The 18,422-nt window shown below is 60.8% G+C and carries 25 protein-coding genes; 12 read left to right on the top strand and 13 right to left on the bottom strand.

Going from position 1 to position 18,422, the window contains the following annotated elements; translation table 11 throughout:
• Window positions 1-11: 11 nt before the first annotated feature.
• Together AB8B33_RS16625 and hemP are read right to left on the bottom strand one after the other, a co-directional pair.
• A complete protein-coding gene (locus tag AB8B33_RS16625; protein WP_439016186.1) occupies window positions 12-1,061 on the bottom strand; it encodes a hemin-degrading factor in 1,050 nt (349 codons plus the stop codon).
• Between the two features lie 20 nt (window positions 1,062-1,081).
• Window positions 1,082-1,267 carry a hemin uptake protein HemP gene (hemP, locus tag AB8B33_RS16620; protein WP_007815260.1) on the bottom strand — a complete coding sequence of 62 codons (186 nt, stop codon included), beginning with the start codon at window positions 1,265-1,267 and terminating at the stop codon, window positions 1,082-1,084.
• A 180-nt stretch (window positions 1,268-1,447) separates the two neighbouring features.
• On the opposite strand from hemP, the gene AB8B33_RS16615 reads away from it, so the two are divergent.
• The gene (locus AB8B33_RS16615) at window positions 1,448-1,879 is read left to right on the top strand and encodes a hypothetical protein (protein ID WP_439016184.1); all 432 of its coding nucleotides are present in this window, start codon (window positions 1,448-1,450) and stop codon (window positions 1,877-1,879) included.
• Window positions 1,880-1,941: 62 nt separating this feature from the next.
• Here the strand turns inward: AB8B33_RS16615 and AB8B33_RS16610 are convergent, their stop codons facing one another.
• Window positions 1,942-2,091, bottom strand: coding sequence for a hypothetical protein (locus AB8B33_RS16610; RefSeq protein ID WP_439016182.1), 150 nt, complete (start codon window positions 2,089-2,091; stop codon window positions 1,942-1,944).
• A 90-nt stretch (window positions 2,092-2,181) separates the two neighbouring features.
• On the opposite strand from AB8B33_RS16610, the gene AB8B33_RS16605 reads away from it, so the two are divergent.
• The 5 genes from AB8B33_RS16605 (at window position 2,182) to AB8B33_RS16585 (ending at window position 4,798) form a co-directional block, all read left to right on the top strand.
• Window positions 2,182-3,327 carry a TonB family protein gene (locus AB8B33_RS16605; protein ID WP_439016181.1) on the top strand — a complete coding sequence of 382 codons (1,146 nt, stop codon included), beginning with the start codon at window positions 2,182-2,184 and terminating at the stop codon, window positions 3,325-3,327.
• Between the two features lie 107 nt (window positions 3,328-3,434).
• A complete protein-coding gene (locus AB8B33_RS16600) occupies window positions 3,435-3,842 on the top strand; it encodes a DUF2325 domain-containing protein (RefSeq protein WP_007815267.1) in 408 nt (135 codons plus the stop codon).
• Entirely contained in the window at window positions 3,839-4,111 is a 273-nt protein-coding gene (locus AB8B33_RS16595) for a hypothetical protein (RefSeq protein WP_113321675.1), read from the top strand. Before AB8B33_RS16600 ends, AB8B33_RS16595 begins: the two co-directional genes overlap by 4 nt.
• Before the next feature lie 10 nt (window positions 4,112-4,121).
• A complete protein-coding gene (locus tag AB8B33_RS16590; RefSeq protein ID WP_113321676.1) occupies window positions 4,122-4,436 on the top strand; it encodes an antibiotic biosynthesis monooxygenase family protein in 315 nt (104 codons plus the stop codon).
• Window positions 4,433-4,798 (top strand): bleomycin resistance protein, encoded by a 366-nt coding sequence (locus AB8B33_RS16585; RefSeq protein WP_310385585.1) that lies wholly within the window; start codon window positions 4,433-4,435, stop codon window positions 4,796-4,798. Before AB8B33_RS16590 ends, AB8B33_RS16585 begins: the two co-directional genes overlap by 4 nt.
• Window positions 4,799-4,801: 3 nt before the next feature.
• Here AB8B33_RS16585 and AB8B33_RS16580 read toward each other — a convergent pair whose 3' ends face one another.
• On the bottom strand, window positions 4,802-5,173 hold the full coding sequence (locus tag AB8B33_RS16580) for a DUF423 domain-containing protein (protein WP_439016180.1): 372 nt from the start codon (window positions 5,171-5,173) through the stop codon (window positions 4,802-4,804).
• Window positions 5,174-5,175: 2 nt separating this feature from the next.
• A complete protein-coding gene (locus AB8B33_RS16575) occupies window positions 5,176-5,577 on the bottom strand; it encodes a group II truncated hemoglobin (RefSeq protein WP_439016179.1) in 402 nt (133 codons plus the stop codon).
• Between the two features lie 247 nt (window positions 5,578-5,824).
• On the opposite strand from AB8B33_RS16575, the gene AB8B33_RS16570 reads away from it, so the two are divergent.
• The 5 genes from AB8B33_RS16570 to AB8B33_RS16550 all read left to right on the top strand — a co-directional run bounded on the left by AB8B33_RS16570 (window position 5,825) and on the right by AB8B33_RS16550 (window position 9,791).
• A complete protein-coding gene (locus AB8B33_RS16570) occupies window positions 5,825-6,388 on the top strand; it encodes a TetR/AcrR family transcriptional regulator (protein ID WP_007815280.1) in 564 nt (187 codons plus the stop codon).
• Window positions 6,389-6,407: 19 nt separating this feature from the next.
• The gene (locus tag AB8B33_RS16565; protein WP_007815282.1) at window positions 6,408-6,749 is read left to right on the top strand and encodes a DMT family transporter; all 342 of its coding nucleotides are present in this window, start codon (window positions 6,408-6,410) and stop codon (window positions 6,747-6,749) included.
• Window positions 6,750-6,932: 183 nt separating this feature from the next.
• Window positions 6,933-7,718, top strand: coding sequence for a ThuA domain-containing protein (locus tag AB8B33_RS16560; protein WP_439016178.1), 786 nt, complete (start codon window positions 6,933-6,935; stop codon window positions 7,716-7,718).
• Between the two features lie 9 nt (window positions 7,719-7,727).
• The gene (locus tag AB8B33_RS16555) at window positions 7,728-8,771 is read left to right on the top strand and encodes a Gfo/Idh/MocA family protein (protein ID WP_439016177.1); all 1,044 of its coding nucleotides are present in this window, start codon (window positions 7,728-7,730) and stop codon (window positions 8,769-8,771) included.
• Between the two features lie 180 nt (window positions 8,772-8,951).
• Window positions 8,952-9,791 (top strand): aspartyl/asparaginyl beta-hydroxylase domain-containing protein, encoded by an 840-nt coding sequence (locus tag AB8B33_RS16550; protein WP_439016176.1) that lies wholly within the window; start codon window positions 8,952-8,954, stop codon window positions 9,789-9,791.
• Window positions 9,792-9,829: 38 nt separating this feature from the next.
• Here the strand turns inward: AB8B33_RS16550 and AB8B33_RS16545 are convergent, their stop codons facing one another.
• From AB8B33_RS16545 to AB8B33_RS16520, 6 genes are all read right to left on the bottom strand, one after another.
• The gene (locus tag AB8B33_RS16545; protein ID WP_113322509.1) at window positions 9,830-10,225 is read right to left on the bottom strand and encodes a DUF1236 domain-containing protein; all 396 of its coding nucleotides are present in this window, start codon (window positions 10,223-10,225) and stop codon (window positions 9,830-9,832) included.
• Between the two features lie 240 nt (window positions 10,226-10,465).
• Complete coding sequence (locus AB8B33_RS16540; RefSeq protein ID WP_439016175.1) at window positions 10,466-11,578, bottom strand: ABC transporter permease; 1,113 nt, start codon at window positions 11,576-11,578, stop codon at window positions 10,466-10,468.
• 1 nt (window position 11,579) lies between these two features.
• Window positions 11,580-12,704: an ABC transporter permease gene (locus AB8B33_RS16535; RefSeq protein WP_439016174.1), complete on the bottom strand. Its 1,125-nt coding sequence runs from the start codon at window positions 12,702-12,704 to the stop codon at window positions 11,580-11,582.
• Complete coding sequence (locus AB8B33_RS16530; RefSeq protein ID WP_439016173.1) at window positions 12,701-14,443, bottom strand: ATP-binding cassette domain-containing protein; 1,743 nt, start codon at window positions 14,441-14,443, stop codon at window positions 12,701-12,703. Before AB8B33_RS16530 ends, AB8B33_RS16535 begins: the two co-directional genes overlap by 4 nt.
• Window positions 14,440-15,447: a secretion protein HlyD gene (hlyD, locus tag AB8B33_RS16525; protein WP_439016172.1), complete on the bottom strand. Its 1,008-nt coding sequence runs from the start codon at window positions 15,445-15,447 to the stop codon at window positions 14,440-14,442. The genes AB8B33_RS16530 and hlyD overlap by 4 nt, the downstream gene beginning before the upstream one ends.
• Entirely contained in the window at window positions 15,447-16,133 is a 687-nt protein-coding gene (locus AB8B33_RS16520) for a CerR family C-terminal domain-containing protein (protein WP_439016171.1), read from the bottom strand. The genes hlyD and AB8B33_RS16520 overlap by 1 nt, the downstream gene beginning before the upstream one ends.
• 176 nt (window positions 16,134-16,309) lie before the next feature.
• Between AB8B33_RS16520 and AB8B33_RS16515 the strand changes: the two genes are divergently transcribed.
• A complete protein-coding gene (locus AB8B33_RS16515) occupies window positions 16,310-16,597 on the top strand; it encodes a hypothetical protein (protein WP_439016170.1) in 288 nt (95 codons plus the stop codon).
• Between the two features lie 69 nt (window positions 16,598-16,666).
• Here the strand turns inward: AB8B33_RS16515 and AB8B33_RS16510 are convergent, their stop codons facing one another.
• Complete coding sequence (locus AB8B33_RS16510) at window positions 16,667-17,545, bottom strand: SDR family NAD(P)-dependent oxidoreductase (RefSeq protein ID WP_439016169.1); 879 nt, start codon at window positions 17,543-17,545, stop codon at window positions 16,667-16,669.
• Window positions 17,542-18,327 (bottom strand): hypothetical protein, encoded by a 786-nt coding sequence (locus tag AB8B33_RS16505; protein ID WP_439016168.1) that lies wholly within the window; start codon window positions 18,325-18,327, stop codon window positions 17,542-17,544. The genes AB8B33_RS16510 and AB8B33_RS16505 overlap by 4 nt, the downstream gene beginning before the upstream one ends.
• Between the last annotated feature and the right edge of the window lie 95 nt (window positions 18,328-18,422).

Raw genomic sequence — 18,422 nt, 5'->3', positions numbered from 1 at the left:
CGTTGCGATCCTTATGCGGCGACGCTTGTGGCTCGCGGCAGGTTTTCCATGATGTCACGCCATCCGGCATTCTCGTCGGAGCCTTCCTTCCGCTTGCCGAAGAACTGGATGATCATGTTGCCGTTGGCGTCATAGGCTTCGAGCGAGGTGACGTGGCCGTCCTTGGTCGGCTTGCGTACGGCCCAGGTCTCGGCAATGTGGTCCTGGCGCAGATGCAGATGGAAGGTTTCGTCGAGGATGTTGATCCACGGACCCATCGGCTGGACGTTGAAGATCGGGCCGGAATGGATCTGCACGATGCCGTTATTGGCAACGAAGCACATGATCGGCAGGCCTGATTTGACGGAGGCATGCATCATCTCTGCCGTCGCCGTATTGTCGAGCTTCCAGGCATAGTCGTCGCCAACCGTGCGCACGGCGGCCTGGCGGCCGATCTTCAGGCGCTTCAGCATGCCGAAGAATTCATGCGTGTCGGTCATCTTGCTCCAGTTGTCGCGCAGCTCTTCGCGGCTGACATCGCCGTCTTCGTCAACATCCGGGGAAGCCTCCGCTTCGACGAGTTCCTGGCCCTGGTCATCGAGCTTCAGCTCGGCGACGATGCGATGGTAGGCCTCGACATTGGATGCCGGGCGCAGATGGATCTTGTGGACGGCGTTGCCCATCTTGTCGAAATACTGGAGGCTGAGGCGCTCCGTGTCGCCGTCCTTCTTGGTGACGGCAAAGGCGTGGACCCAGCGGCTTGGAAAGACGCGCAGATCGATGTTTTCGCCGAGTACGATGGCGTTGTGCTCGCCGACCTTGATGTTTTCGTAGACACCGATCTTCTCGTGTACGGCGCTTTCGTTGCGCGACAGGGCCATGACTTCACGTAGATCGGCGACACGTTCGAGCAGCTTGACGGCGCTGGCATCGATTCTGATAGCACTGACGCCGACTTCGGCGGCGACGAGGGCCGCCTCGGAAATCTTGAGCTGCGCGGCAATATCGCGCTCGCGCATCTTCGGATTTTCAGCGCGGAATGCGCGGATTTCGGATGGTGCCGGTCTGGTCTGCTCGGTCATGTTCTACCCTGCTATTGAGCTTATTTGTTGAGAATGAGTTTGCCCTGACGGGTGATCTTCAGGCGGTAGATCACGCCGTCGTGCCGAATCATGATCTCGTTTGAGCCGGCAAAAAGATCGCCGCTTTCGAGAACGCGGATCTCGGCCACCGCAGGTCCGTTCCGCGGCGGTGCGAGCTTAAAGGTATCTGGCTTTTCAACCATCATTTCGGTTGGCTTATTCCGTGATTGCGGGGGTGAAGGCCCCGGTTCCGGTTACAATTAACTTGACTCTCATACTCATAGTTTTTTAAAGACGCAATAATTGAAGACAAAAGCAGTCAAGTTTTTGATCCTGCTGTTTTGAAGCCGCTGGACGGCGGTCAATTTGCTTATGGAGAGGCGATGATGACGGGTCGGTTTGCTGCGTTTGGGGCTAGTGTGCTGTTTTCGGTGTCGGGTATTGCACAGGCCTATGCGCAGGATGCGACTGCAGCCGCCAAACTTGACGTCGAGCTCAATGCGCTGGCGCCCTCGCAGAAGGGCTGCATGATGACCTTCGTTGCCGAGAACAATCTGCAGACGCCGATCAACAAGATCTCCTTCGAACTCGCCTTCTTCAACGACAAGAATGCCGTCGACCGTATCACCGTGCTCGATTTCCGCGATCTGCCGCAGGGCAAGAAGCGCGTGCGCCAGTTCGATATGCCGAACGTCAAGTGCGAGACGGTCACGCGCATCCTCATCAACGACACACCGGTCTGCGACGGGCCGGCCGCCGGCGAATGCATGAAGGGTCTCGTGACCCGCTCGCAGATAACAGTTCCTTTCGAAGGCTAAGACCCAGGCCGGGGTGAAGCCCGGCGCATGTTCCAGGCTGTCCGAGGCGTCAAATGGCAATTTCAGCGAAGTCCAGATCGAGACAGGTGCTCATCGAGGAGGCGAGCGCTGACGAGAGCCTGAACGACAACACTCCTGGCATGCATCCTGGCCACGAGCTTTCCGATCTGCGCAATGCGCAGCGCCAGCCGGCCGGCGAGCAGGTTATTCATTATGCGCGTTTCGCGCAGATATCGTCTTTCCCCGATCATCCGGAAACCGCATCGACCTCTTCCGTCACCCCGCCGCCGATGGATGCGGCAGTGGAAAAGCAGGAAGACGAGAAGGCGCCGGTGCGGCGGCGGCTGACGGTCACGTGTATCTGCTCGCTGCTATTTCATGCGGCATTGGCGACGGCGCTGATCGTTGCCTTTCCGAAGGCGCCTGAGGAGGCGTTGATGGAAGCGGGCGCAGCAATTAGCGTCGTCATGCTTGGCAGTTCGGATGCGGATCAAAGTGCTGCCGGCGAGACAGAAGTAACGATTCAGGAAGAGATCATTCCTGAGACGGTGCAGCCGGACACGATTAAGCCAATGGAAACGACAGAGGCGCAGCCTGAGGCCGTTCAGCCGGAGACTGTCCAGCCGACCGAAGTGCAGCCAGTAGAGACCGAGACTGTTCAGCCTGCACAGGAGGTTACCCGTCAATCACCGGAAACAGTAGCGGCGGTTGAACCGGAAGTTCTGGTGTCGGAAACGCCTGCGGAAACTTCAGTCGCTCAGCCAATGTCGACGGTCGTGCCAGAACAGACGGCGGAGACGCCGGTGACACCGGAGGCTCCTGTAACTCCTTCAGCTGTCGTGACGCCGAACACACCTGTGATTTCTTCTGAACCGCCGGTGGCCGTGGCGATGCAGTCTGAACCGGCGGAGATAAAGCCTGTAGAGACGGCTGCGATCTCTCCTGAGCCGGCGCCTCCAACCGAGATAGTCACACCCTTGCCGAAGCCAAAGCCGGAAAAAACTGCGGAAAAGAAGCCGGTGGAAAGAAAACTGCCACCGAAGAAGGCGCAGGGGTCGGAAGGAGATGCGAAGCAGGAGTCGCGTCGAGGGGCCGCCGACGGTCAGGCCGACGCCAACTCCGATGATAATTCGCGCTCGGCAGGCGGAAGGAGTGGGTCTGGCGGAGCATCGGAAGCCAATTACAAAGGCAAACTCATTTCGCGCCTATTCCGCTGCGTTGATCGGATGGAGTCACGGTATCGCGATGATCCTGTCACCTTGACGGTTCGCATTACGGTCAGCCGCAGCGGCGACATAACGTCGTCGGGTATCGTCAGAGGCTCGGGCCGTCCGGATGTGGATAATGCGGCTCTCGGCAGGATAGCTTCCTGCAATCTTCCGGCTCTGCCGGATGAAATGGGTTCATCGCACAGCTACACATTTCCGGTTCAGGTCACGCGCCGATAATATGATAAAAATAATCAACTTTATACTTTACTCTAAAAATCAAGTTTAATAAGGTCCGTTCGCACACGCAGGAATCGTGTGACGATCAACGAGCGAACGGGTGGTAAATGGCTCGAAAGGCGAAGAAGGGGGCGAACCGGGAGATCCGTGTTCAGGCCGATCAGGAGACGAAAGAGATCTCCTCGGGCCGCTCCAAGCTGGATGGCCGCAGTTTCCTCTATGTCGGCGGTCGTGATTGCCAGGTGGCGCATCTTCGCCAGATCGCCAGCAATTTCGGCGCCGAGCTCATCCACCATGATGGCGGCCTTCGCGAAGCCGTTTCCCGCATCGATACGTTGCTTCCCTCGGTCGACTGCGTCTTCTGCCCCATCGACTGTATCAGCCACGATGCCTGCCTGCGTGTGAAGACCGGCTGCAAGAAGTTCAGCAAGGCCTTCATCCCGCTACGCAATGGCAGCAAGTCCAGCCTGGAGCGTGCGCTGCAGACGATGAACGAACGAGACAATTCCCGATGAATGATGGGCGCCCTGACGGGTTTACAATGATCGGCCTGCATAAGCTCGCCGCTCACGGTGGCGACGGCCTGGTGCCGGAGCTTTACGAGGTTTTCCTGGAAAATGCTGCGCGCCAGCGCAGCTATCCCAATGTGGTACTGTTTCCCGCCTGGGAGGCGCGCATGCCCGGCGAAGCTGCTACAAAACCCATTGGCGCGGACGCTGTTGATGGCAATAATATCGTCGCCTTTCCGCGTTATGCGGAGCGGGCGGACAAGAAAAAGGCGTGAGGAGTTTTCCATGTATATCGCGATGAACCGCTTCAAGGTTGCAGCCGGCGCCGAGGGTGATTTCGAGACTGTCTGGCGCAATCGCGATTCCAGCCTTTCCGAAGTTCCTGGCTTCGTCGAGTTTCGGCTGCTGCGCGGCAAGGCCAATGCGGAGGAGGGCTATACGCTGTTTTCTTCCCACACGCTCTGGCGTAGCGAAGAGGATTTTCTGAACTGGACGAAGTCCGAGAATTTCCGCGCCGCGCATCGCAATGCAGGCGACAACAAGGGCCTGTATAAGGGGCCACCGGTGTTCGAGGGCTTCAACGTCGTTGACGGCATATGAGCGGTAATCCCGATCGTATCGAGGTTCTGCCGGTCCTGCCGTCGCTCGATATCGCAGAGACGCTCGCCTTCTATCGCGATCAGCTCGGCTTTGCCAAAATCGTGCACCAGACGCCGGATTATCTGATCCTCAGGCGCGGCGAGATGGAGCTGCATTTCTGGCTGACGGATGATCGAAGCCTGCCGGAAAAGACATCCGTCTACCTGCGCGGCGGCGGCATTGCCGCCCTTCATGCGGAATACCGTACGAAGGGCGTTTCACGCCTGTCGGATATGGAGGTGCGGCCGTGGAACATGGAGGAATTCTATATCCATGATCCGCACGGCAATCTCCTGCGCTTTGGCCGCATACCGCAGCCGTAGAGTTTAACTCTTGACGCGGAAGAAGGCGCTCGCCGAAACTGCCAGCCAGCCCAGCATCATGGCCCAGCCGCCCGTCGGCGCGGCATAGGGAAAGAGGCTGGAGCCGGTAAAGCGCAGGGTGACGAGATCGCCCGCAAAGAGCAACGTCCCCACAATCATCAGCAAACCGGCCAGCCAGGCGCTTTTGATTTTGCCGGCACCCAGCGCCAGTGCCAGCAGGGCAGGGGCGTGAGCGAGACACATGGCAGAGGCCGAGGCGGCGAGATTGGCCTCACCGCCGCCGTGAGCAGCAAGGGCGGCAAGGGCCACGCCCGCAAGGCCGAACAGGCCGGCAAAGAGATAGAGCACCGGTTCCAGACGCGCGTTCAGGCTCATGACTATTCCTTGTTCTGCATGTGATGGGCGAGGCGCTCGACCGGCGCCCAGATGAGGTCGCGCAATGCCTGGCTGGCGATGGTCTCGTCCATCGCCTGGCGGAAGCAGATCAGCCATTCGTCGCGTTCGACGGGCCCGATCTCGGCGACGAAATGACGGCTGCGCAGACGGGGATGGCCGCGCTTGTCGGTATAGAGCGGCGGACCGCCCAGATAGCCGGTCATATATTCGTAGAATTTCTCTTCGCTGCCTTCGAGGCTTGGTGGATGCACGGCGCGTACGTTTTTCGCCTCCGGCCACGTATCCATCAACTCGTAAAAACGATGCGTCAAAGCCCGAACGACCGGATCGCCGCCGATCGCCTCATACAAAGTCGTCACCTGTGAAGTTGCCTGCTCCGGCACGAAACCATCCCTTTAATACCCACCCCAGAGCGCCGGCGTTCCCTCCGCCACTCTGGATTTTTGTTCCAGCATCGGATTGTCCGAAAACCGTTTCACACCTTTCGGTCCGATGCTCTAGATGCACCCGATCAAAAAGGATCGCAACTGTCATCAAAACAGCGCGGCATTTCGTGCATAATCCCTGTGGGGCAGGGTTCCCAGCCGATTCTTCTTGACAAAACCGTCCGGACGGTATCTTTGTAAATCCATGTCAAACGCTCATCATCGCAAGAAACAACCCGTGCTCGTGCGCCAGCAGTTGCTGGAGGTCGCCGCGCGTCTTGCTGGTGAGAGTGGCATGAGCGCTGTCACGCTCGATGCGGTCTCGGCTGCATCAGGCGTCAGCAAGGGCGGACTGCTGCATCACTTCCCCACGAAGAATGCGCTCCTGGACGCCCTGTTCGAGAGCCTGCTGGAGAAGTTCGACGCCGATATAGACGAGCTGATGCGCGCCGATCCGCTGCCGCAGGGCCGTTTCTCGCGCGCCTATCTGCAGGCGGTGTCCGGGCTGAAGGATCGCCCCGACGATTCCAGAAGCTGGACGCAGGTGACGATCGCGCTTCTCGCCGAACCCCGGCTGCGCCTCCGATGGCGCCAATGGGTGGCGGCAAGAGCCGAGGAATATATCGGCACCGACTCGGCGCTCGACACTCTGATCGTGCGTTTTGCCGCCGACGGTCTGTGGTTCGCAGATACGTTGGAAAGCCATGATATCAGTGGCGCTCTGAGGCGAGAGCTGATCGCCCGCCTCATCGAGCTGACCCACAAGTAGATCAAGAAGGAATACCGCCATGAACCCGGCTGCCGTCTATGGGCTGCTCGTTGCAGCCATCGTGCTTGAAGTTATCGGCACGACAGCACTTCAGCTCTCCCAGCAGTTTACCCGCCTCGGGCCGACGGTGCTTGTCGTCGCCTGCTATGGGGCTGCCTTCTACTGCCTGTCGCTGACGCTGAAGCATATTCCTGTTGGAATCGCCTATGCGATTTGGAGCGCTTTGGGAATCGTGCTGATTTCCTCCGTCGGCCTCATCTTTTTCAAGCAGCGGCTGGATACGCCCGCCATCATCGGCCTCGGCCTGATCATCTCTGGCGTCGTCGTCGTCAACCTGTTTTCCAAGTCCATTTCCCATTGATGTGACAAGGGATTTTTCCCGGTCGTGAAACCGGGAAAAATCCTCTTTGTCAAAATACCGACAAAGGTCTATGTCTTCCTCTGACGCGGAGGAGGGACTGCTTTGGCTGGCCATCTTTCCAAAGCGCTTTGAATCCCACCTTCCTGCTTGCCAAAAATCCAAAGGTTCTAGAGGAGCATAGCCATGGCCATTCGCACCGTCGTATGGGGAGAGAACATCCATGAGACAACCAATGAGATCGTCCGGGGCATTTACCCCGAGGGCATGCACACCACGATCGCCAAGGCGCTGAACACCGATCCGGCTATTTCCGCGACCACGGCAACGCTGCAGGAGCCGGAACATGGCCTCAGCGAAGCCCGGCTTGCCGAGACCGACGTTCTGACCTGGTGGGGCCACAAGGACCATGGTGCCGTCTCCGATGCCGTCGTCGAGCGCGTCGCCAAGCGGGTTTGGGAAGGCATGGGCCTGCTCGTGCTGCATTCCGGCCATTTCTCGAAGATCTTCAAGCGCCTGATGGGCACGCCCTGTGCGCTGAAATGGCGCGAGGCGGGCGAGCGCGAGCGTCTGTGGACGATCAATCAGCGCCATCCGATCGCTGCTGGTCTCGGCGAGCATTTCGAGCTGGAAAACGAAGAAATGTACGGCGAGCAGTTCTCCGTGCCGGAGCCACTGGAAACGGTGTTCATCTCCTGGTTCCAGGGCGGAGAAGTCTTCCGGTCTGGCCTGACCTGGCGCCGCGGCGCCGGCAACATCTTCTATTTCCGCCCCGGCCACGAAACCTACCCGACCTATCACGATACGAACGTGCAGAAGGTGCTGATCAACGGCGTGAAATGGGCCTATAACCCCGAGGGTGCGTTGACTGGTATCACCGACGCCCCAAATGTGCCGGTAGAGAAGGCACTGGAGCCGATCGTCGAACGCGGCCCGAGACTGCACCAGGCCGGCGAAGCCGGTTACCGCTGAGGAGCATTCATGCGACTACTCGTTCTTGGTACGGGCGTGATGGCGAAAAACCAGCTCGCCCATTTCGCGAATATGGACGGCGTGACCGTGGTCGGCGCCGTTGATACGGATTCCGACCGCCTTGCCGCATTCGCCGATAAGTTCAATATCGAGAAGCGGTTTCTGACGCTGGAGGAGGCGATCGCCTGGGGCGAGTTCGATGCGGCGACGAATATCACGCCTGACCGAATCCATTACCCGACCACCATGGCGCTGATCGCGGCCGGCAAGCATGTGCTGTGTGAGAAGCCGCTGGCGGAAAACTATCCCAAGGCGCTGGAGATGACGGAAGCGGCTGAGACCGCCGGCGTCATCAACATGGTCAATCTCACCTATCGCAACGTCGCACCGCTGCAGCGCGCCCGCGAGATGGTGCTGTCAGGCGAGCTCGGAACAATCAAGCATGTGGAGGCCTCCTATCTGCAGAGCTGGCTGGTGTCGCGGGCCTGGGGCGATTGGCGTACGGAATCGACCTGGCTGTGGAGGCTTTCCACCGGCCACGGTTCGAACGGCGTGCTCGGCGATGTCGGCATTCATATCCTCGACTTCGCGGCCTATGGCGCTGCGACCGATATCGATCATGTCTTCGCCCGGCTGAAGACCTTCAACAAAGTGCCGGGCGGCCAGATCGGCGAATATATGCTCGATGCCAATGACAGCTTCACCATGTCGGTTGATTTCGCCAATGGTGCCCTCGGCGTCATCCATGCCAGCCGCTGGGCGACCGGTCATCTGAACGAGCTGAAGCTGCGCATCTATGGCGAGAAGGGCAGCCTCGAGGTCATCCACCGTCCAAGCGGCTCCGAGCTGCATGGCTGCCTCGGCGAGGATGTGGAAACGGCGACCTGGAAGCCGGTCGACGTGCCGCCGGTTCCAACCAACTACCAGCGCTTTGCCGAGGCCGTGGCAACGGGCGTCCAGCACGACCCGAACTTCCGTCATGCGGCCAACCTGCAGAAGGTGCTCGACCTTGCCATGGTCACCGAGCGCGAACGCCGCGAGCTGAAAGTCTGATATTTATCAAACGGAACCGCCGTCACAATGTGCGGCGGTTCCTGCGGCATTTGATCGCAAAACCTGTACTTGAGCGGCGCGCGTGACTATCCATATCTAGGAAATGGTCAACGCGGTGATGTCGTGTCGGCTCCTGCGCGGAAGGCCATGCAATCTCCCAAGGCCCGCAATGGAACGCCCATGACAGACGGTATCGCCAACACCTCCCTTCCCGAACAATCAGTATCCACTCCCGAAACGCAGGGCTTCGCCACTGCCGGGATCGCTCCCATGGATCGCCCCAGCGCCATCACGCGCTTCTTCATGGGCATCGTCGCCTGGGCCGAAGGCCTGAATTTCAAACATGCCAAGCTCGGCAATCCGCCTGTTTATGACAACGCGGTGTTCCCGTGGGCGAAGGAGGTCGAGAAGGCCTGGCCTGAGATCCGCGCCGAGCTCGACCGCGTGCTGGTGCGCCAGAGCGAGCTGCCGAGCTTCCAGGAAATCTCCACTGATGTGCAGACCATTTCCAAGGACAATCGCTGGAAGACCTTCTTCCTCGTCGGTTTCGGCGTGAAGTCGGAGCAGAATATCCAAGCCTGCCCGGAAACCTGGAAGGCGGTGCAGAATATCCCGGGTCTGAAGACGGCGATGTTTTCGATCTTCGAGCCCGGCAAACATCTGCCGGCCCATCGCGGCCCCTATAATGGCGTGCTGCGCCTGCATCTCGGTATGATCGTGCCTGATGCGACCGATAAGCTCGCCATCCGCGTCAAGGACCAGATCTGCCACTGGCAGGAAGGCAAGGCGCTGATCTTCGACGACGCCTATGAGCATGAAGCCTGGAACCACACGGACAAGACGCGTGTCGTCCTGTTCATCGATTTCGTGAAGCCGCTGAAATTCCCGGCGCGGCTGATCAACTGGGCTCTGCTCAATCTTGCGATTTTCACGCCGTTCATCCGCGAAGGGCTCGATAATCACAAGGAGTGGGAAAAGAAGTTCTATGCGCAGGCGGAAGCCCTGCGGAACCGTACATAGAAAAAGGCCCCGCTGAAGCAAGCGGGGCCAGTTCCCTGTTATTCGATCACCTGAACCACACGATGGGTCTGCGGCTCGACAATCACATGGCGGTCGTTGATGACGGTATAGGCGTAACGCGGATTATCCGGCACCGGGATCACCTGAACATCTGCGGGCAGCGGCTTGCCGACCACGATCGGCTGCTGCACGACCACTGCTGACGGCGGTGCCGGCTGCTGCTGGACGTAGGTTACGACCTCGCGCGGCGGCGGATCGACGACAGCACCGGCTACACCGCCTGCCACGCCGCCAATTGCAGCGCCCACGGGACCGCCGACAATGGCGCCGGTGATTGCGCCGCCGGCGGCACCCGTCACGGCTCCATCGGCCATCGCATTCGTGGCCAGAGACGAGAGCGCAAGCGCGCTCGAGACAAGAATGATCTTGTACATTTTGCTTCTCCTTAGCTCTATGTCTTTGTTTTCACGCAATTCCGGACGCAAAAACGCTTCGCACTTTTGCTGGAATTGCTCGGTGTTTTCACGCAACACCGGACGCAAACCGGTTCACATTTCTGCTGGAATTGCTTTGGTCTGCACTGGGGTAACGAGCCCATCAATGTCGATGTTCCGGCCGGAGAAGCGTTTCGGAGTCACGGTTTGGAAGCGCAGGTCACATAGTGTGAGGCAGCGCTATTCCAGCCTGCGGCGGAATAGCCAGGCGGCAGCACCAAGTGTCGCGCAGGCGATCAGCGCCAGCGGAATGGTCTGGTTCAGCACCTCGGCGGCCGGAATATCCTTCAGGAAGACGCCTTTGACGATGATGAGGAAATAGCGCAGCGGATTGACAATCGTCACGGGCTGCAGCCAGTCCGGCATGTTCTCGATCGGGGTTGCGAAACCCGAAAGCAGCATGGCCGGCACCATGAACAGGAAGGCTCCGAGGATCGCCTGCTGCTGTGTCATCGAGAGCGCCGAGATGAAGAGGCCGAGGCCTGCCACCGAACCCAGATAGAAGATCGAGCTGCCATAGAGCAGGAAGAGCGAGCCGCGTAAGGGAACGCCGAAGATGAAGATCGCCGCCAGCACATAAAGCGTCATGTGGAAGAGGCCGATCATCATCGGCGGAATGAGCTTGCCGATCAGGATTTCATGGACGCGCAGCGGCGAGACCATCAACTGGTCGAAAGTGCCGAGTTCCCGTTCGCGGGCAATGGAGAGCGCTGTGACGATGAGGCCGATGAGTAAGGCGATGCTGGCGATCAGGTTCGGCACCATGAACCATTGATAGGTGAGGTTGGCGTTGAACCAGTTGCGCGGCACGGTCGCGACCGTCTTCGCCATGGCGCGCCGGCCTGCCGGCGTCTCAGTCGAAAGCGTCATGCCGATTTGGGTGAGATAGCCGGAGACGATCTGGGAAGCGTTGGAGCGGCGCCCGTCGAGGATGATCTGCAGATCAGCGGGGATACCGGCCTCGATGTTGCGGGAGAAATCCGGGCCGATCTCGATTGCGGCAATGACGGACTGGCCGTCGATCGCCTCGCGGATATCGGTCTGGTTATCGGGAGTCTCGATGCGCCGGAATGTCGGCGAGCCCTGGATGCGCTGGATCAGTTCCTGCCCCCAATGACCGCTGTCGCGGTTCAGCACCATGACATCGACATTGCGCACTTCAAGCGTCGCCGCATAGGAAAAGACGAGGAGCTGCATGAGGGGCGGCACGATCAGCACGAAGCGACCCTTGGGGTCGCGCATCACGGCGAGCAGTTCCTTGACGATGAGGGCCTTCAGCCGGGTCCACCACATCTCAGCCGATCCTCTTTCTGGTGCTGCGGGCAGCCAGCACAAACATGATGCCGCCGATCGTGAGCATGACGGCGATGGAGCGGGCAAACATCGGCCAGATATCGCCTGCCAGGAACACCGTCTGCAGGCTGGGGATCAGATAGCGGGCCGGCACGATGATGGTGATCCACTGGATGATTGCCGGCATCGAGTTGATCTCGAAGAGAAAGCCCGACAGCAGGAAGGCCGGCAGAAAGGCTGTAATCAGCGCGATCTGCGAGGCGAGGAACTGGTTCTTGGTTGCCGTCGAGATCAGCAGGCCCTGGCCGAGCGCAGGGATCAGGAAGGCGGCTGACAGGGCATAGAGCGCTGCGACCGAGCCGCGGAACGGCACGCCGAAGAGGAAGACGGCCAGCAGTACGCAGAGCGTCATCGAGGCGAGGCCAAGCAGGAAATAGGGAAGGATCTTGCCGGCAAGCAGTTCGGCTGATGTCACCGGCGTCGCCATCATCGCCTCCATCGTGCCGCGCTCCCATTCGCGGGCGACGACGAGAGAGGTGAGCAGCGTGCCGACCAGCGTCATGACGATGGCGATGGAGCCGGGGACGAGGAAGTTGCGGCTCGTGAGCTCCGGATTGAACCAGAAGCGCTGCTCGATGGAGATCGGCGGACCGGCGGCCACCGTCTCGGATTGCCGCTGCCGCTCCCAATTGGCGACGGTCCCTTGCGCATAGTTCTGCACGAAATTGGCGGTATTCGGGTCCGAGCCGTCGACGAGAACCTGGATCTGCGGGCGGTTGCCGGCGGCATAGTCTGTCGTGAAATCGGCGGGGATGACGACGATGCCGCGCACATTGCCGAGAACGAGATCCTCTTCGAACATGCGCCGGTCGCGGCCGACAGTGACGGAGAAATAGCGGGAGGCCTGGAAGCTTGCCGCGAGGTCCTGCGTCAAGGGTGTGGCCTGTTCCAGCACGAGGCCGATGCGGGTGCGCGTCGTATCCAGCGATACGCCATAGCCGAAGAGGAAGAGCAGGATTAGCGGCAGCACGAAGGCGATGAGAATGGTGCTGGGATCACGGATCGCCTGATAGCTTTCCTTGCGTACGAGGGCGATGAAACGGCGGCTGCGGGAGGAGGCGCTCATGCGGCTTCCTCCGTTTCGGATTCCTGCACAAGGGCGATGAAGGCGTCCTCCATCGTCGGGTCCGGCTGCTCCTTGGTTGTGACACGCGCCTTCAGCTCATCAGGCGAACCGAGCGCGATCGAGCGGCCGCGATAGATCAGCGAGATGCGGTCGCAATATTCGGCCTCGTCCATGAAATGCGTCGTCACGAGCACCGTGACGCCCTTTTCGACGAGTGCATTGATATGGGTCCAGAATTCGCGCCGGGTAATCGGATCGACGCCTGAAGTGGGTTCGTCGAGGAAGAGGGCGCGCGGCTCATGCATGACGGCGCAGGCAAGCGCCAGGCGCTGTTTCAGGCCGAGCGGCAGGTCCTTGGCCGAATGGCGCGCGTGGCGGCCGAAATCGAAGATATCGGTCATCAACTCGATGCGCTCGCGCCGGCGATTGCCGGAGAGGCCATAGACGCCGGCGAAGAATTCGAGATTCTGCATGACGGTGAGATCGCCATAGAGCGAGAATTTTTGCGCCATGTAGCCGAGCTGGTTGCGGGCTTCGGCGGCATCCTTGCGCAGGTCGAAGCCGGCAACACGGCCTTCGCCCTCCGTCGGCTTCAACAGGCCGCAGAGCATCTTGAAAGTCGTGGACTTGCCCGCGCCATTCGGGCCGAGCAGGCCGAAGATCTCGCCGCGGCTTATATCGAAGGTGATCTTGTCGGCAGCGGTGAAATCCCCGAAGCGCTTGGTCAGGCCATGCGCCTCGATGACGGGACGATCACCCATCTCGCTCGGCGCCGCTTGCGCTTCCGCGAGTTTCGAGCGTCCGCCGGGGCCGCCGCCGAGCATATCGATGAAGGCATCCTCGAAGCGGGCAGGGGTGGGCGTCAGTTTTGCCTCGCCGCCGGCGTTGCCGATGTCAGGGCTCTCGTCCTTGCCGGTGACGAGGCGGATGGCATCGCCCTGGATGACGCCGTCGATGACACCCTTTGTCTGCAGCAGTTCGGCCAGCACCTGCCGCCTGCGGCCGGTGACACCAGACACCTTGAAGACGCGGTCTTCCACGCGACCGGTCAGGTCATGCGGCTTGCCGGAAAAGAGCAGCTTGCCCTGATTGAGCAGCAGAACGTGATCACAGGCCTCTGCCTCATCCAGATAGGCGGTCGACCAGAGCACGCCGATGCCTTCCTGTGTCAGGTTCTCGACCATTTTCCAGAGATCGCGCCGCGAGATGGGATCGACGCCGACGCCCGGTTCATCGAGCAGCAGCAGGCGCGGCTTCTTCAGCAGTGCGCAGGCAAGGCCGAGCTTCTGTTTCATGCCGCCCGAGAGCTTACCGGCAAGCCGCGTCGTGAAGCGCTTGAGATCGGTGAAGGTCAGCAGTTCCTCGAAGGAGGCTGCGCGTTCGGCCTTTGGGAGGCCGCGCAGATCGGCGTAGAGATCGAGATTTTCCTGAACCGATAGGTCCTCATAGAGGCCGAAGCGCTGCGGCATGTAGCCGATCGAGGCCTGGATGGCGGCCGGGTTCTTGTGCGTATCGAAGCCCAGCACCTCCACCGTGCCGCTATCGGGTAGCATCAGGCCGGTCATCAGCCGGATCAGCGTCGTCTTGCCGGCGCCGTCGGGGCCGACGAGGCCGGTGATCGCGCCGCCCTTCACCTCGCCGGAGACGGCATCGAGTGCCGGCGGGCCATCGCTGAAGCGCTTGGTTACATCGGCAAGCCGCACCAGCGCTTCATCCTTTGGGGCGGGAGACGCGCTCATTGTGCGGCCAGCGAGGGAAAGTGCACGGTGACCGGCATGCCCTGGCGCAGGTCCGGGCCGGGCTTGTCGATGACGATGCGCAGGCGATAGACGAGATCGGTGCGAAGCTCCGGCGTCTCGACCGATTTCGGCGTGAATTCCGCGACCGGCGAAATGAAGCCGATCGTGCCTTCATAGGGCTTGTCCGGCTGCGTATCCGAGGTGACCTGAACCTTCATGCCGGGATGCAAGCGGCCAAGATCGCCTTCCGCGACATAGCTGCGCACCCAGACCGGCTGCGTGAGGGAGAGGACATAGACCGTATCAGCCGGCGAAACGATGGCGCCGGGTTCCCGCACGCGCGACAGGATGACACCGTCATTCGGCGCGCGCAGTTCGGTATCGGCAAGCGAGATGCGGGCAGAGACCAATGCAGATTGCGCGGCCTTCAATTGCGCCTCGGCATTGGCAATGTCTTCCACGCGGCTACCCTCCTGCAGGAGTTTCAGCGCTTCATTGGCGGAATCCGCACGTGCTGCCGCCATCGAACGATTGGCGGTCGCCTGATCGAGGTTCGCCTCTGAGATCGTGCCCTGAGGGCGGAGCTGTCGGGCGCGGTCATAGGCGATATTAGCATTGCGCAGCGCAGCAAGGCTTTCATCGTAGGAGGCTTGCGCCTGGGCGATCTCCGTCGGGCGCGGACCGGCCTTCAGCTTGTCGAGCGTCGCCTGCAGGGCGGCGACATTGGCTTGCGCGGAGGCGACAGCCGCTTCGAAAGGTGCGACGTCGAGCTTGCCGAGCACATCGCCGCTCTTGATCATGTCGCCCTCATCGACGGCGAGCGAGGCAAGCCGGCCATCGACGCGGAAACCGAGAGAGACCTGGCGGATATCGACATTGCCATAGAGCGCGAATTCCTTGGTGCGTTCCGGCAGCCAGCCGAGCTTCTGAGGCAGGCCATACCACCAGGCGGCGGCACCCGCAGCGAGGAGAATGACGATGGCAAGGGGGAGGATCCGTCTCATCAGGTATTTCCTTTCGCCTGACGCAGCTGGCCGACAAGCTCCGCAACGAGGTTACGCAGGGTCTGGAGTTGTTCTGACCCGACCGACTGCCACTCCATCTGGGCGAGAACGGCCGCATGGGCGACGCGGAAGACCATGATGTTGCCGACGAAGGCGAGGGTGCGCAGCCGCACATGCTCGCTGGCCGGGTCTTCCTGCAGGATGGTGCCGATCATGCGGCGCGCCATTTCGATCATCGGGCGCATGAGGCCCTGATAGACACGGGCGAAGGCCTCGGTCGGCTCCATCTGCTCGCGGATGATGAAGCGCGCCCAGGGCTCGGACTCCTTGCTGACGAAAAGGCTGACCATGGTCGCGCCCATCTCCGTCAGCAGGCGTCGCGCATCCTCTTCGCTCAGTGTCCGACCCGCAGCCTCGAGCGCCATGAAATGGGCGCCGATCTGCTGGCGCAGGGAGCCGACACGGCGGTCGATGCGCGAGACCAGATATTCTGCCGTCGCGACATAGAGGCCTTCCTTGCCGCCGAAATAATAGGGAATGGCCTGAAGGTTGACGCCGGCGGCTTCGCTGAGCTGGCGCGTCGAGGTGCCGTCGAAGCCATAGCGGCCGAAGACATCGAGCGCCGCGGACAGGAGCTTTTCCCGGGTGATTTCGGCGCGGTTCGGTTGGCTTTGTTCATCAGTCATGTCTCATGTATAGCCCCAACGAAAGTTTCAGTCAATCGAATGAATGTTTATCTTGCCAGGCCCGTCCTGATATGTATGAGGGTTGCGGGCGCGAACCGTCAGTATATTTACGTTTACTGCCGGGCATTTACCGTTTCGTACTTCCGTAAAGGCTAATATTCTGGCTGAATGGGCTGATGAGAAACCGGCCCGTCATGCCAAGCGCTGCAAGACATGCCTGGAGAGCGCTCCTCGCGAGCGCGGCTCTTGCTCTTCCTGTGACCATGGCTTGCGCTGACGATATTGCACCCGGAAAAGGCGATCGCATTCAGAACGAGGTCGTGAAACCATCGCCGCATGACGGACGACTGACGGCGCCGCATATGAGCGCGGTCTGGTGGCTGCGGATCAGCCGAGAGCCACCGCAGGCCGATCAGCCTGATCATTCAAAGCAGGTTTTCGTGCGCAGCGACGACCAGCCCTAATCCCGGCCACCGCAGCCTCAGCTGAAGCGCTGCGCGTCCATTCTCAGGCACGAAGGACGCCTTCTGAGCCTAGACATCGGGCTTTCCGAAAGCTGATTCCGGCTTGCGGGCCGGTGCCGTAGTGCTCGTCTCCGGCCGATGGGGGCTCGGGTCTCTTTTCCGGCGCTGAGCCCGGCCGATCAGGCGGAGCGCCACCGCTGAGGGCAAGATCCTCGCAATGAAGGCGGCGAGCTTCGAGGAGATGCCGGGAATGACGAGGCGGCGGCCGGACTTGAAACCCTGCCATGCCTGCTCGGCCACATAGTCAGCATCGAGCTTGGGTAGGACCTTGAAGAGGGCGGCCCGGTCGGCGCCGGATTTTTCCAGAAAGTCGGTCGAGACAGGGCCGGGGGCGACGCAGGTTATCGTCACACCGAAGCGGCGGACTTCCTCATGCAGGGCGGTCGAGAAGGCGCGCACGAAATTCTTGCTGGCGTAATAGAAGGCCATGTAGGGGCCTGGCGTGAAACCGGCGACGGAGCCGAGATTGATGACGCCGCCGCTGCGGCGCGCCACCATGCCCGGCAGGAAGCGAAGGGTCATGTCGGCGAGCGCGCGGATGTTGACGTCGATGATCCCAAGCTGATCCTCGGCGGGCAGGGAGGTTGCCGCGCCGCGCAGCCCATAACCGGCGCTGTTAACCAGAACGCTGCAGGTCAATCCGTTTTCGGCGAGATAGGATTCCAGCCGGGCGGATGCATCCTTAGAGGCGAGGTCGAGTTCGATCGTGAAGGCTTCTCCGCCGGCCTGCGCAATCTCTGCTGCCGCCGCCGCAAGGCCTTCGGCGGAGCGGGCCACGAGCACGGTGATATTGCCCTCGCGCGCGGCGACCCTGGCAATGGCCCGCCCGATACCGCGGGATGCACCGAGAACGACGACAGCCAAGCGCTGCTCGGCGCTTTCGCTCATGGGGCAATTCCTGCAATCGATATGCCGGCGGGCTTTTCCGCCTGCGGCAACCCCCTGACCTCGTCGGTGACCTCGCCGTTCAGGATCTTTTCGAACCGCTCCAATGCCCGGGCAATGCTGGCGCCATCCATGACGCGGTGGTCGTAGTGGATGCGCACGGTGACAGAGCCGTCCGCATCGATCGGGCCGTAGTTCAGTAGCGTGGTGAGCGGCGTGAGCGGATTGAGGGATTCGGCGCCGAGGCCGGAATAGACAGAGAACTGGAACGTGCCGAAATAATGCCCGCGCCGTTTTGCCAGGTTGAGCCCGAGCCACATCATGGACCAGCGGAGCAGGGCAGGCGCCCGGGCAAGTTTGAGCGAACGCCGGAAGTCCTTGATCTCGCCAATCGGCAGCGAGCGGGCTTCGCGGATCAGCTTTTCCAACTCGGGAATGGGGCGCTGTTCCGGCCCCTTTATCTTGCTCAGGAGAACGATCCGCTCGCCCTCATGCTCGCGCTCATGAGCGATGGAGGCCACGCTTTCGGGATATTCGTAGAGCTGATGAATCGGGAATTTGATATAGGCGCGCCGGAGATCCGGGGTCTCCTTCGAGAGCAGCGCATAGCCTTTCAGGAACAGCACGGTCCATGACGGGCGCGGATCGCAGGCGCTTCGGGCATCCAGCAGCGGGCGGATATTCATCTGCCGCTGCACGGTGACGCGCGGGATGCCGATCGAAAATCGCATGAGATCTCCGACAAGCCGCCTTGCGGGCGAAAGCCTGATTGTCCGTCCCCTCATCGTGCCCTCCTCCTAGAGCCTTTCCGTTTTTCCTCGAAACACGGAAATGCTCTATCTCCTTGTTTTCACGCAATTGCGGACGCAAAACCGCTGCA

Source organism: Rhizobium sp. 768_B6_N1_8 (assembly GCF_051811225.1).
Lineage (GTDB): Bacteria > Pseudomonadota > Alphaproteobacteria > Rhizobiales > Rhizobiaceae > Rhizobium.
The sequence above is the reverse complement of the archived record's forward strand: the minus strand, read 5'-3'. Positions and strand labels throughout refer to the sequence as shown.